The organism is Pseudomonas putida (genome assembly GCF_001941965.1).
GTDB classification, from domain to species: domain Bacteria; phylum Pseudomonadota; class Gammaproteobacteria; order Pseudomonadales; family Pseudomonadaceae; genus Aquipseudomonas; species Aquipseudomonas putida_L.
Window position 1 is genome coordinate 379917 of the sequence record NZ_MKZO01000025.1, and the last position, 13755, is coordinate 393671.

Genomic DNA, 13755 nt, shown 5'->3' on the forward strand with positions numbered 1-13755 from the left:
CCTTGCTCAAGCGCCAGGGGGTGAATCTGTACGGCGTCACGCCGATCTTCAGGCGCGAGCTGGAGGCCAGCGCTGCGCTGTCCTACGCCCAGCAGCGCCAGTGGTTTCTCTGGCAACTGGAGCCGCACAGCAGCGCCTACAACATCCCGGTGGCCCTGCGCCTGACCGGGGTGCTGGACGTCGCGGCGCTGGAGGCGGCGTTCGCCGGGCTGGTGGCCCGCCATGAAACCCTGCGCACCACCTTCCGCCAGGACGGCGAGCAGGCGGTGCAGGTGGTGCATGAGGCGCAGCCGTTCCAGTTGCCGGTGGAGGAGGTCGCCGAGGCGGACCTGCAGGCCCGGGTCGGCGCCGAGCTGCGTGCGCCGTTCGACCTGCAGGCGGGGCCGCTGCTGCGGGTTCGCCTGCTGCGGGTGGGCGCCGAGGAGCATGTGCTGACCGTGGTCCAGCACCATATCGTCTCCGATGGCTGGTCGATGCCGATCATGATCGACGAGCTGGTGCGCCGCTACGACGCTCATCGCTGCGGGCAGCCGCTGCATCTGCCGGCGCTGCCGATCCAGTACGCCGACTATGCGATCTGGCAGCGCAACTGGATGGAAGCCGGGGAACAGGAGCGCCAACTGGGCTACTGGACCGGGCAACTGGGTGGTGAACAGCCGGTGCTGGAATTGCCCACCGACCGTCCAAGGCCGCTGGTGCAGAGCCATGCCGGCGCGCGCCTGGACATCGACCTGCCGCCTGCATTGGCGCAGCAGCTCAAGGACCTGGCGCGGCAGCAGGGCGTGACCCTGTTCATGCTCCTGCTGGCGTCGTTCCAGACCTTGCTGCACCGCTATTCGGGACAGGCCGATATCCGTGTCGGCGTGCCCACCGCCAACCGTAACCGTGCCGAGACCGAAGGGCTGATCGGCTTCTTCGTCAATACCCAGGTGCTCAAGGCCGAATTCAGCGCAGACGCGACCTTCGGGCAACTGCTGCAACAGATCAAGCACACCGCCGTGCAGGCCCAGGCCCATCAGGACCTGCCGTTCGAACAACTGGTGCAGGCCTTGCAGCCGGAGCGCGACCTGAGCCGCAGCCCGCTGTTCCAGGTGCTGTTCAACCACCAGACCCAGGCCCAGGGCCAGGCCCGGCAGTTGCCGGGGCTGAGCGTGGAGAAGCTGCAGTTCGGCCAGCACACCGCGCAGTTTGACCTGACCCTGGAAACCCTCGAACGCGACAGCGGTATCGGCGCGGCGCTGACCTATGCCACGGCGTTGTTCGACCCGGCCACCGCCGAGCGTTTTGCCCGGCATTGGCGTCATCTGCTGGAAGGCATCTGTGCCAATGTCGGGCAACGGATTGCCGAACTGCCCTTGCTGGATGCCGGCGAGCGCCAGCGCATGCTGGTGGACTGGAACCGCAGCCAGCTCGACTATCCCCGCGAGCAGTGCCTGCCAGCGTTGATCGAGGCCCAGGTTGCTGTTACGCCGGATGCAGTTGCATTGGTGTCCGCCGATGCATCGCTGAGTTACGTGCAACTGAATGCCCGCGCCAACCAGCTGGCGCACAAGCTGCGTGAGCTGGGTGTCGGCGCGGATGTGCTGGTGGGCGTGGCGCTGGAGCGGGGGCCGGACATGGTCGTCGGCCTGCTGGCGATCCTCAAGGCCGGTGGCGCCTATGTGCCGCTGGACCCGGACTTCCCGCCGGACCGGCTGACCTACATGATGGAAGATAGCGGACTGAAACTGCTGTTGAGCCAGTCTTCCCTGGTCGACCAACTGAGCATTCCGCCTGCCGTGCAGACCCTGTGCTTGGATCAGGGCGGCGATTGGCTCGAGGGCTACAGCCGCGAAAACCCGCCGGCCTCGGCCGGCCCGGAGAACCTCGCCTATGTGATCTACACCTCCGGCTCCACCGGCCTGCCGAAAGGCGTGACCATTCACCACCAGGCCCTGGTCAACTTCCTCTGCAGCATGGCGGAAAAGCCAGGGCTGACGGCGGCTGACCGGGTGCTGTCGCTGACGTCCCTGTCCTTCGATATCGCCGGCCTGGAGCTGTACCTGCCGCTGATCCGCGGTGCTGCGGTGGTCCTGCTCAAGACCCACCAGAACAAGGACCCGCAAGCCCTGCTGCAGGTAATCGCCGAGCAGCAGGCCAGCGTGATCCAGGCCACACCGTCGAGCTGGCGGATGATCCTCGACGCCGCACCAGCCGGTGCATTGAAGGGCAAGACCCTCCTCTGCGGCGGCGAGGCGCTGAGCGCTGAACTGGCCCAGCGCCTGATCGACCAGGCTGGCCACGTGTGGAACGTCTACGGCCCGACCGAGACCACCATCTGGTCGGCCCGGCATTACCTGACCCGCGCCGATGACGTCTGGTTGGGCAAGCCGCTGGCCAACACGGCGCTGCATATCGTCAGCGATGACTTCGATGTGCTGCCGGTCGGTGCCCGGGGCGAGTTGCTGATTGGTGGCGACGGCCTGGCCCGTGGTTATCACCAGCGTCCTTCCCTGACGGCGCAACGCTTCGTGCCCGATCCGTTTTCCAGTACCGGCGGGCGGCTGTACCGCACCGGTGACGTGGCCCGCTACCGCGCTGATGGTGTGATCGAGTACGTTGGCCGTCTCGACCACCAGGTGAAGATTCGCGGTTTCCGTATCGAACTGGGCGAGATCGAGGCGCGTCTGCTGGAGCATCCGGCGGTCCACGAAGCTGTAGTGATCGATATCGATCACCAGCTGGCGGCCTACCTGATCGCGGAACAGGACACCCCGGAGCTGCGCAGCGCCCTCAAGGCCCACCTGAAAGCCGGCTTGCCCGATTACATGGTCCCCAGCCATTTCACCTGGCTGGACAGGATGCCCCAGACCCCCAACGGCAAGCTCGACCGCAAGGCCCTGCCCAAGCCCGATGCCAGCCAGGCGCAGGGCGAACACGAACCGCCGCGCAACGAGCGTGAGCGGCAACTGGCGCAGATCTGGAGGGACGTGCTCAAGGTCGAGCGGGTCGGGCTCAAGGACAACTTCTTCGCCCTGGGCGGTCACTCGTTGCTGGTGATCACCCTGGTCAGCCGCTTGCGCGAGGCCTTCGAGACCAGCCTCAGCCTGCATGATTTCCTGTTGCTGGAAACCTTCGAGGACCTGGCGGACTTCATCGCTGCGGGCGAGCGCCGGGTGAGGAACCCGGTGGTCAGCATGAACATCAGTGCCGGCGACAAGGCCCCGCTGTTCTGCCTGCCGCCCGGTGGCGGCGGTACCTACGCCTACTATCCGCTGGCCGGGCACCTGGGCCCGCAGCGCAGTGTGCTGGGGGTGGTCAACAAGAGCTATGTGGTGCCGGGCTGGAAGGAAACCTCCTGGGACGACATGGTCGGCTACTACGTCGAGCAGATCCGCAAGGTGCGCCCGCACGGGCCCTACAACCTGCTCGGCTGGTCCCTGGGCGGGGCGCTGGCCATCGAGGTGGCGCATGTCCTGGAAACCTCCGGCGAGACCGTGGGCTTCCTCGGGCTGGTGGATACCCACCTGCCCAGGGGCGAACAAGTGCTGGCCAATGAGGATGCCGAGGAACCTGAAGCCGGGCCGTGGGAAGGGCTGGTGCGCAGCCTGCTGGCGTTCGCGCCGGGGATTGGCGAGGCGGTGGTGCTGGACCTGATCGAGGAAGGCACTGCGCGCTTTGAGGATCCGAAGGAAGCGGCGGATTGGGTGATGGTCCAGGTGGCTGGGATCAGCGGCACGGACATCGAGGCGCTGCGGGCGATTCACCGGGATATCGGGGTGCAGGCGGAGATCGCCAGCGGCTATGAATTGCTCAGCGCGAACATGGCGCTGGGGCAGGCGTTCGTGCTCAAGCCGCTGCGGGTCAAGCCGCATTGCTGGTGGGCCGGTGGCAGTCGCACTGAAGAGCAGGTGGCGGCGGCGCAGGTGCTGTTGAAGGCGGGTTGCGGGCTGGAGGAGGTCTGGTCGGCGACGCTGGCGGGGGTGAAGCATGATGATGTGGTGTTGGCGCCGGAGCTTTTGACTGCTGTTTCGCAGCAACTCGAAGGCATGGAGTAACGCGATACCTGTGGGAGCGGGTTCACCCGCGATTGCTGTAGTGAATTCACCATCGCAATCGCGGGTGAACCCGCTCCCACAGGGTCCGCGCAGATGCAACAAAAAAGGCCAGTCGGGATAACCGACTGGCCTTTTGTTTTACCGCTGCCGAACGATCAGAAATCGCCGCGCAGGGTCAGCATGTAGCTGCGTGGTGCACCGAAGATATTGCCCCGGTCCAGTGCGGTACCTGCTGCGTAGTAACGATGGTCGAAGAGGTTCTCGCCGTTGACCGCGATGTTCCAGTGCTTGTCGATCTGGTAGCCGACGCGAGCGTCCCAGATGGCGCGCCCGCCGAGGTTGACGTCAACGCCATTGATCCTGTTCTCGATGCGTGACTGGGCCGAAACGCCAAGGCCCATCGAGACCTGGTTCCACTCGCCGGGCAAGGTGTACATGGTGCTCAGGCGGGCGATGTGCTTCGGTGTGTCGACCAGAACCGGCGATGCGGAGCTGTTGTCGAGCATGTTGAAGGTGTAGCCACCCATGACCTGCAGGCCAGGCAACACTTCACCGCTGGCTTCGAGGTCCACGCCCTTGCTGCGCTGGACAACATCGTTGAGGTAGCAGTTGTTGGACGCATCGCTGCCTATGCAGATCGGGCCGACGCTGTTGTCGATCGCCGCGATATCTTTCTGCTTGATGTAGAACAGCGCCATCGACACATTCAATTGCTTGTCGAACAGTTCGCCCTTGATACCGGTTTCATAGTTGGAGCCAATCGCCGGATCCAGTGGCGAGCCGCTGGCGGTGCGGTTGTTGGCCTGCGGCTTGAAGATGTCGGCATAGCTGGCGTACCAGGACCAGTTTTCGTCGATGTCGTAGATCAGGCCGGCGAACGGCGTGACCTCGCGCGTTTGCTTGTTCACGTAGTCGTTGCTGTCGGCGAGCTTGTCGTTGTAGTCGTACTCGAACCAGCTCACGCGGGTGCCCAGTACCAGGGTCAACGGCTCGGCCAGGTGGATGCGGGTGTTGGCGTACAGGCCCTTGCGCTCTTCGGTGTACTCGAAAATCTGCGACCAGGCGGGCTGGGTGGGCTTGTCGAAGGCGTTGTTGTCGACGTCAAAGATGTTGATCGGTCGGCCGAAGTACGCGTTGTTGGTCGCGCGCTTGGTGCTGGCGGTCTGCTTCGACCAGTTGGCGCCCAAGGTCACCTGGTGTGTCAGGCCGAAGGCATCGAAGTTGCCTTCCAGGAATGTGTCGACGCCATTGCCTTTGGAACTGACGTCGCGGAATTCCACCAGGCGATAGGTCGAGCCCGTCTGGGTGACTGGGCTGATCGCGCCTTGGGCATAGGGAACCGCCGAGTCCATGGTGGCCTCGGTGTGGGCAATGGTGGTCTTGCTGGTCCAGTTGTCGTTGAAGCGATGGCTCAGCTCGATGAACGCTTGGTCCATCTCGACGTCCTTGTACGCCCATTTCTGGCTCAGCGAGGTGGAGCGCGAGATATCCAGACCGCTGCCGTTACTGTAGCGCGGCAGGTCGTAGATGCTGTAGCCGTTCATGTTGCTGCGCTGTCGGCGTACGCTAGCGGCGAGGGTGGTGCTGTCCGAAAGGTCGGCTTCGACGATGGCAGAGAGCAGCGGAGTCTGGGTCTCCTGCGCATCGATGTACGAGCCCTTGTCCTCGTAGGCCGCGACGATCCGGCCGCGCAGGGTGCCTTGGTCGTTGAGGCGGCCGCTGCCGTCGAGGTCCATGCGGTAGGTGTCCCACGACCCGGCGCGGGTGGTGATGGAGAACTGCGGGTCTGCGGTCGGGCGTTTGCGCACGAGGTTGACCGCACCGCCCGGACTCCCGGCACCGACCAGCAGCCCCGCAGCGCCCCGCAGGACTTCGACGCGGTCGTAGTCGGCCATGTCCAGCGGCATCCACCCGGTCAGGTTGTAGGTCTGGCCGGTAACGCCATCCATCAGGAACGACTCTTCACCGAGGGTGAAACCGCGCGACATGAACTGGTGGGAGCCGAAATTGCGCTGGGTGAACGAGATACCAGGGGCCTTGGACAAGGCCTGGTCAAGGCTGGTGATGTTCTTGTCGTCCATGAACTTGCGGGTGATGATCGACACCGATTGCGGGGTTTCCCGCAGGGAATGCGCACCCTTGCCGATGGTCACCGCACCGGTGGTATAGGACCCGGTGTTTTCCGTGGTAGTGCCGAGGACCTCGGAATTGATGTTGGTCGGTGCCAGGTTCAGCGTCGCCGGGGCGCCGTTGGCGGCCTTGGCCTCGCTCTCGCCCTCCACGTCCTGGGCGTGGACCTGGGCGGCCAACGGCAGGGTCAGGGCCAGGCTGAAGGCGGCCTGGCGCAGGAGCAAGGCCTTGCTCAAGGGCGTAAGTCGGGACGGTGTATGCATGTGCAGAAGACTCGTTCTAAGGGTTGTGTCATGAGTGATGGCGTGCTGAGTCAACGGCCCGCTTCTGCGCCGGCTTCAAGGGAGGGGAGGCCGGGTCTTTCCTGGCGGAGCGCGTTTGGTCGTTGTAGAGAACGAGTTGCAGGTGCGAGGATTTAACGGAATTTTCACTTTCTGCTGATTTGTGCGTGATGACGGTTTTTGGGCGCAGATCGTCGGTTTTGTGGCGCCTTGATACCGTCGACCCACGCTCCTACAGGGGTATGCCTGAAGGCATCCATGCCAGTCGAGATAGGAAGAAATTGTCGGCAGAACGCCGCAGAAGGGAGGTGAAGCGGGGGCGTCAGAAGTCGCCGCGCAAGGTCAGCATGTAGCTGCGCGGGTCGCCGTAGAGATTGCCGCGGTCCAGGGCGGCTGCGGCGGCGTAGTACTTGCGGTCGAACAGGTTGTCGCCGTTGAGGCCGAGGGTCCAGTGCTCGTCCAGCTTCCAGGCGATGCGTGCATCCCACACGGCATAGCCCGCCGCGCCATAATCGACGCCCTGACCGGCATCGTTGCGGTAGCCGGACTGCGCCGAGACACCCCCGCCGATGCTCAGGCGATCCCAGGCGCCCGGCAGGGTGTAGCTGGCACTGGCGCGCAGCAGGTGCTTCGGGGTTTCCGGCGAGACCGCGCCGCCGGTACTGCTGCGGGTCAGGTTGAAGGTGTAGCCGGCCAGCACCTGCAAGCCGGGCAGCACCTCGCCACTGGTCTCCAGTTCGATGCCCCGGCTGCGCTGCACGGTGCTGTTGACGTAGCAGGTGCCGGCGACATCGTTGGTCAGGCATTTGCCGTCGCTGGCGGTGTCGATGGCGTACACGCCCTTCTGGCGGATATAGAACAGCGCCGCCGAGACGTTCAGGCGCTTGTCCAGCAACTCGCCCTTGATCCCGGTTTCGTAGCTGGCGCCGATGGACGGGTCGAGGGTCGAGCCGTCCACCGAGCGATAGATGCTCTGCGGCTGGAAGATATCGGTGTAGCTGGCGTACCACGACCAGTCGTCGTCGAGGTCGTAGATCAGCCCGGCGAACGGCGTGACCCGGGCCTGCTGGTGGTCGGTGAAGTCGCCGCCGCCGATGCGGTAGTCGAAGTCATAGGTGTACCAACTGAGCCGCGCCCCGAGAATCAGCGCGAGGGGATCGGCCAGGTGCAGGTTGGCCTTGGTGAACATTCCGTAGCGTTCGTCGACCACCCGGTTGATCGCCGACCAGGCCGGACGCGCCGGTTTGGGGAAGGCGTCATGGTCGACATCCTCGAGATCGATAGGGATGCGTAGCGCCAGCGGTGCACGCTTCTCCAGCACGGTCTGGCGCGACCAGTTGACCCCGCTGGAGATCTGGTGCGCCTGGCCGAACAGCTCGAAATGCCCGTCGAGCACGCTATCTACCCCGGTGCTGTCGATATCGGTGTGGCGGAATTCGACGCCGCGAAACTGCGAGCCGCTGCCGGTCACCGGGTCCACCGCGCCGCGGGCATAGGCGATGGACTGATGGAAGCCACCCTCGGAATGGATCAGCGACAGCTTGCCGGTCCAGTCGTCGTTGAAGCGGTGGGCGATTTCCCCGAAGACCTCGGTGATCTCCGGCTGGTGCCGGTTCCAGTCCTGCACCAGGGCGGTGGAGCGCGGCACGTCGAGGGCGGTGCCGTCGCTGTAGCGTGGCAGGCCGAAGATCGAGTAGCCGCGCACGTCGCTGGTCTGGCGACGCAGGCTGGTGGTCAGCACCGTGTCCTCGTCGAGATCGATATCGACGATGCCGTAGAACAGCGGGGCGCTGGTGTGCTTTTCGTCGAGGTAGGAGCCGTCGTCCTCGTAGGCGGTGATGAAGCGGCCGCGCACGCTGCCGTCGTCGTTGAGCTTGCCGCCGGCATCGAGGTCGAGGCGGTAGTTGTCCCAGGAGCCGGCGCGGGCGATCAGGGTCAGGCGCGGTTCGGCGCTGGCGTGCTTGCGCACCAGGTTGACCGCGCCACCCGGGCTGCCCGCGCCGATCAGCAGGCCGGCAGCGCCGCGCAGCACCTCCACGCGGTCGTAGATGGCCATGTCGGTGGGCAGCCAGGCGGTGGGGTTGTAGGCCTGCCCGGGGATGCCGTCCATCATGTAGCTTTCGTCGTTCACCGCGAAACCGCGCGACTGGTACAGGTGCGAGCCGTAGTTACGCTGGCCGAAGGTCATGCCCGGGGTCTGCGCCAGGACCTGGTCGAGGCTGGTGAGGTTGCGGTCGTCCATCAGCTGGCGGGTCATCACCGTGACCGACTGCGGGGTGCGCCGCAGCGACTCGGCCGACTTGCCAATGGTCAGCATGGGCGTGGTGTAGGAGCCGGTGCCCTCGGTGGTCGGGTCGAGCGGCTCGGCGCTGATCGAGGTCGGGGTGATGTCCAGGGTCGACGAGGTCTGGGTCATCACCAGGGTCAGGGTATCGCCCGCCAGGCTGTAGTTGATCTGGGTGTGGCGCAGGAGGATCTGCACCGCCTGCTCCGGAGAATAGCGGCCTTGCACCGGGCTGCTGGTCTTGCCCTGGATATCGTCGGGGTTGACCAAGACCTGGAAATCACTCTGCCGGCCCCATTCCTGCAGCGCGCTCCACAGCGGTTGCGCGGGGATATCGAAGCTGATTTCCCGGGCCTGGGCCTGGGTGCTGATCATCAGTGGCAGCAGGGCGGCACCGGCCAGCAGCGCCGGGCGGCGGTGCAGCAGCTGTTTCATCAGCCAGGCGAGGCGCAGCGGACAGCGTCGTTGCAGTCTTTGCATTGGGTGGGATCTGGATTGATATCAGGGTGATGGCGTTTTTGCGCGACGTTAATGATATCCATTTCTAAAAATTTGCATATTGTTCGGGGCAAAGACTTTTTCCCGCCGCGGCTGGACCGGGGCGGGGGAGGGGATAAAGCGACGAATGGTGTCTTGATCTAGAGGGCACCACTGACCCTGTGGGAGCTGGCTTGCCAGCGATAGCGTCGGTGAATTCACTATAGCTATCGCTGGCAAGCCAGCTCCCACAGGTTCGGTGAACAGTCAGCCAAATCTGAGTCAGGCAGGAATGGCGCTGTCTTCTACCTGCTCCACGGAAATCCGCCCACCCTGCATCCGCACCAGTTGATCCGCCACCGGGAAGTACCGGTCATCATGGGAGATCACGATGATGGTCTTGCCCTGCTGTTTCAGCTCCGGCAGCAGCTCGGTATAGAACACCCGGCGGAAGGCCGGGTCCTGGTCGGCGGCCCATTCGTCGAACACCAGCAACGGGCGTTCGTCGAGCCAGGCACTGATCAGCGCCAGGCGCTTGCGCTGGCCGGTGGACAGGTCGGTGGTGGTGAAGGCGCCGTCGCGGATGCCGACCTTGTGCGCGATATCCAGGCGTTCCAGGTATTTCGCCGCGTCGGCGGTGATGGGTGCGTCGCCCGGCAGCGGGTCGTCGAACAGGTAGTAGTCGGCAAAAATCGTGGTGAACAGCTGGCGATAGTCGTCCAGTTGCTCGGCGGCCAGCGCCTGGCCATTGAACAGGATCTCGCCCTGCTGCGGTTGATACAGGCCCAGCAGCAGCTTGATCAGGGTGGTCTTGCCGCCGCCGTTCTCGCCGACGACGAAGACGATATCGCCCTGCTTGATGCTCAGGTTGACCGGGCCGAGGTGGAAGGATTCGACGCCTTCCACCGGCGGATAGTCGTAGCGCAACTGGCGCAGTTCCAGGGTGCGCATGGCGCCCAGGCTCGACGGGCGATCCTTGACCAGCAGGTGCGGCTCCGGCGAGGAGAATTTCCAAGACAGCTCGGCGATCCGGCGCAGGGCGATCTTCGCCCGGGAGAGGATCGGCAGGGAGGTGATCAGGCGCTCCAGCGGGCCTTTCATGTACAGCATGACCAGCACGAAACCGCCCAGCACGCTCTTGTCGGTGGCCGGCCACAGGGCCTGGAAGGCGATGGCGATGCCGATCACCGCGAAGAACAGCATGGAGCCGAAGGTCTCGGCGCTGACGAAGATGTCCACTGCGCGGATGTTCGAGGCGCAGATGCGCTCGGTGGTGCCGTGGATCTGCTCGTCCAGCAGGTGCTGGCGGCGGCGGCGCTGGATGCGCAGCTCCTTGGCCCCGGCGGAGATCGCCTGGTAGTGCTTCTGCAACTCGTCCTCGCCATCGCGGGCCCGCAGGATGCTGCGCGTGGTGGCCTTGTGCGCCAGGTACTGGGCGCCGCCGCCGATGATCACGGTGAGCAGGGTCAGGGCGAGGATCTGCCAGGACAGGAACGCCAGGTAGCTGAGGCAGCCGAGGGTCACGGTGAAGGCGATGACCATGGGCGCCACGGCCAGGGCGAAGTTGCTCAGGGTGTTGACGTCGGTCATCAGCACCGGAATCAGCCGGTGCGCGCGGTAGCGTTCCAGTTGTTCGATGGGCGCGACGAGGATTTTCGCTGCCAGCTCGCGGCGCAGGTTGGCCACCACCCGCTGGCCGACCCGGTTGCTCAGCAGGCTGGAGCTGGTGGAGCAGGCCAGGGTCAGGACGCAGAGGCCGGCGAAGAGCAGCGCGATGTCGACGCCGGGGCCGCCTTCCTGGGTCATGGCGCGGTTGATGGTGGCGATCAGGCCGGTCACGCTCAGCCCGCTGACCACGCCCAGTACCGTCGACAGAGCCACCAGCCACCAGTAGGGCTTGAGGATTCTCAGGGTTTCCCGGGCCAGGCTTTCAGTCTTGAGGGTCATGCGTTTCTCTCGGATTGCGGGCAAACGGGCTCTGCGCCGTCAGGGAGAGGACGAGCTCCCGGGCGGGAAATTTAGCGGCACAGCGTAGTGCGACCGCATGTCGGCGAGATGAATTCTGTCGCTGATTCGGAGCCTGGCGGTTTAAGTGCCCGGCCAGCTGTAGCACAATAGGCGCCGTTCGTTTTTCCCCTCCAGGATTTGCAATGTCTAAGTCAACCGTCTGCGGTGCGCTCGGGCTGGCCCTTGTGCTGGCGGGTGTCGCCGGTTGCAGCTCGAAGAAGGCTGCCGTGTACGAGCACGAGAACTTCGATAACTCGGGCACCTACTCGCGCAGCTTCCCGGTCAGCGAGGCCGGCTCCTGCGAGGCCGCGCGGCGTGCGCTGCTCAGCCAGGGCTACATCATCACCACGGCCGACAAGGGCCAGGTCAACGGCAACAAGAGCTTCCAGCAGACCGGCGAAAGCCATATGCAGATCAGCTTCAATATCGTCTGTGCCGACGACATGAGTGGCGCCGGGCGCTCCACCGTGTTCGCCAATGCCCTGCAGGACCGTTATGCGCTGAAGAAGTCCAACACCTCGGCCAGCCTCGGCGTGGGCGTGCTGGGTTCGGTGTCGATGCCGATCGGCTCCTCCGACGACTCCATGGTCAAGGTCGCCAGCGAGACGGTGACCTCGGCGCAGTTCTACGAGCGCTATTTCGCCCTGGTGGAAAGCTTCCTGCCGCCAGCGCCGAAGAAGCAGGCCGTTGTGCCTGAAGCGCCGGCGCCGGCCAAACCGGCTGCCGAGCTGGGCATGCCGGAACCGGCGGCGCTGGTTGCACCGCAGGCCGAAGCGCCGGCTCCAGCCGCACCCGTTGCTGCCCCGGTGGCCGAGACCCAGGCAGCGCCGGTGGTGGATGATAGCCAGGGTTCGCAGCCGGTCGCGCCGCCGGCTGAAGCCGCGCCGATCACCGCCGAGCAGGTTGCGCCAACGGTGACCGAGCCGACCACCACGCCGGTGGTCAACGAGCCGACCGCGCCGGCGACCAACGGCGAGCCTTCCGCACCGCTCTAGGCTTTGTACGGAAAGTGCCTGCGCGACGAGCATGCTGCGTTGAAAACAGGCTCGGAATGCTCATTTACAATCAGTAAACTCCGCTTCCTCGCCTGTTTTCGCCTTGCCTGATCGCCGCTCGGCGACTTTCCGTACAAACCCTAGTCCGGGGATAAATCCTGTAACACCTGCACCGTTTATTTTCTGAAAGGCAGTTGTCATTTTTTCTTCACCCGTGCACTTTAGGGTGAATCGGACACAGACATGACAGACGAAGAAACGGAGCAGGATTATGGATGACTATCAGGAAGAACTTCTCGAATTCCACGCGTCGGAGCTGGATGTACCAGAGCCGGCGGATGATGCGACAGAGCTGTGAATGAAAAGGGCCGGTTTTGAAACCGGCCCTTTTTTTATTGATTGCAAGAGCGCCGCGGACCCTGTGGGAGCTGGCTTGCCAGCGATTGCTGCAGTGAATTCACCATAGCTATCGCTGGCAAGCCAGCTCCCACAGGGTCCGCGTTACTCTCCTCTGCGCTGGCTACGCCTGAACTCCCCCGGCGTCACCCCGCTCCAGCGCTTGAACGCCCGCTGGAACGCCTCCGCCGACGCAAACCCCAGCAAATACGCAATCTCCCCGAACGCCAGCTCGGTATCACGGATATAGCTCATCGCCAGGTCCCGTCGCGTGTCATTGAGGATCGCGCGAAACTGCGTGCCTTCCTCCGCCAGCTTGCGCCGCAAGGTCCAGGTCGGCAGTTGCAGGCGGCGCGCCACTTCTTCCAGGTCCGGCTCGCGCCCGCCATTGAGCAACGGGCCCAGCAGGTGGGCGATGCGCTCGGCCAGGCTGCGGATCCGTGTGCGCTCCAGCAGGTCCTGTTCGCAGAGCTGCAACAGGTGCTGCCAGGTGCTCGGGCAATGCGCCGGGTTACGCAGGTCAAGGGTGGCGCGGGCCAGGCGCAGGCGGTTGTCCGGGGCGGCGAAGTGCACAGGATGAAGGCTCAGGCCCTGATAGGCCTCGGCATAGGCCGGGCTGTCGAACTCGATCTCGATCCGCTCGGCCAGCACCGGCTGCCCCGCCAGGTCCGCCAGTTGGGCCAGCCAGCCGGACAGCACCGAGTCGACCACGAAGCGGTTGTAGGCGTTGTACGGGCTGATGGAATAGAAACGCAGCCATGCACCCTGGCTGTCTTCCTCGAAGCTCGACTGGCCGCGATAGTTGGCCGCGTACAGAGGCTCGAAACGCAGCAGCGTCCGCGCCGCCTCGCCAAGCGTCGGGGCCTGGGCCGCAGTGATGCCGGCGAGCCCCGCCTGGCCCAGCCGGCTCAGACGCCCCATGCGCAGCCCCAGGGCCGGTTCGCGGCATTGTTCCATGGCCGCATGACCGAGGTGCATGTAGCGCGGGATCGACAGGCGCGCTCCAGCTTCGGCCAGGCGCGTCGGGCTCAGGCCATAACGCTCGAGCAGCGGCGCCGGGTCCTGGCCGAGTTCGCCAAGGGCAAGCTCCATCCTCTGGATAAAACCGACCGAAAGATCGCCGAGCCGCACCCGTGGCCGGTTCATCG

Annotated in this window: 5 protein-coding genes and 1 pseudogene; 2 read left to right on the forward strand and 4 right to left on the reverse strand. The window is 64.8% G+C overall.

The annotated features are described in order from the left end of the window. Window positions 1–71: 71 nt before the first annotated feature. Window positions 72–4037 (forward strand): annotated as a pseudogene (locus PSEMO_RS15975) (amino acid adenylation domain-containing protein); the annotation flags it as partial. A gap of 155 nt (window positions 4038–4192) precedes the next feature. Here PSEMO_RS15975 and PSEMO_RS15980 read toward each other — a convergent pair. The 3 genes from PSEMO_RS15980 to PSEMO_RS15990 form a co-directional block, all read right to left on the reverse strand. Next, window positions 4193–6430 (reverse strand): TonB-dependent siderophore receptor, encoded by a 2238-nt coding sequence (locus PSEMO_RS15980; RefSeq protein ID WP_075803944.1) that lies wholly within the window; start codon window positions 6428–6430, stop codon window positions 4193–4195. A 340-nt stretch (window positions 6431–6770) separates the two neighbouring features. Next, on the reverse strand, window positions 6771–9167 hold the full coding sequence (locus tag PSEMO_RS15985) for a TonB-dependent siderophore receptor (RefSeq protein ID WP_075803996.1): 2397 nt from the start codon (window positions 9165–9167) through the stop codon (window positions 6771–6773). 324 nt (window positions 9168–9491) lie between these two features. Beyond that, window positions 9492–11156, reverse strand: a complete 1665-nt coding sequence (locus tag PSEMO_RS15990) for a cyclic peptide export ABC transporter (protein WP_075803945.1) — start codon at window positions 11154–11156, stop codon at window positions 9492–9494. Between the two features lie 203 nt (window positions 11157–11359). Between PSEMO_RS15990 and PSEMO_RS15995 the strand changes: the two genes are divergently transcribed. Beyond that, window positions 11360–12211 (forward strand): DUF2242 domain-containing protein, encoded by an 852-nt coding sequence (locus tag PSEMO_RS15995; RefSeq protein ID WP_075803946.1) that lies wholly within the window; start codon window positions 11360–11362, stop codon window positions 12209–12211. A 501-nt stretch (window positions 12212–12712) separates the two neighbouring features. On the opposite strand, the gene PSEMO_RS16000 is transcribed toward PSEMO_RS15995, so the two are convergent. Continuing rightward, window positions 12713–13753, reverse strand: a complete 1041-nt coding sequence (locus PSEMO_RS16000; protein ID WP_075803947.1) for an AraC family transcriptional regulator — start codon at window positions 13751–13753, stop codon at window positions 12713–12715. Window positions 13754–13755: the final 2 nt, after the last annotated feature.

Bases quoted from the DNA above. Each gene is read 5' to 3' on its own strand.
- PSEMO_RS15980 (WP_075803944.1), bottom strand. From the start codon at position 6,430: ATGCATACACCGTCCCGACTTACGCCCTTGAGCAAGGCCTTGCTCCTG.
- PSEMO_RS15985 (WP_075803996.1), bottom strand. From the start codon at position 9,167: ATGAAACAGCTGCTGCACCGCCGCCCGGCGCTGCTGGCCGGTGCCGCC.
- PSEMO_RS15990 (WP_075803945.1), bottom strand. From the start codon at position 11,156: ATGACCCTCAAGACTGAAAGCCTGGCCCGGGAAACCCTGAGAATCCTC.
- PSEMO_RS15995 (WP_075803946.1), top strand. From the start codon at position 11,360: ATGTCTAAGTCAACCGTCTGCGGTGCGCTCGGGCTGGCCCTTGTGCTG.
- PSEMO_RS16000 (WP_075803947.1), bottom strand. From the start codon at position 13,753: ATGAACCGGCCACGGGTGCGGCTCGGCGATCTTTCGGTCGGTTTTATC.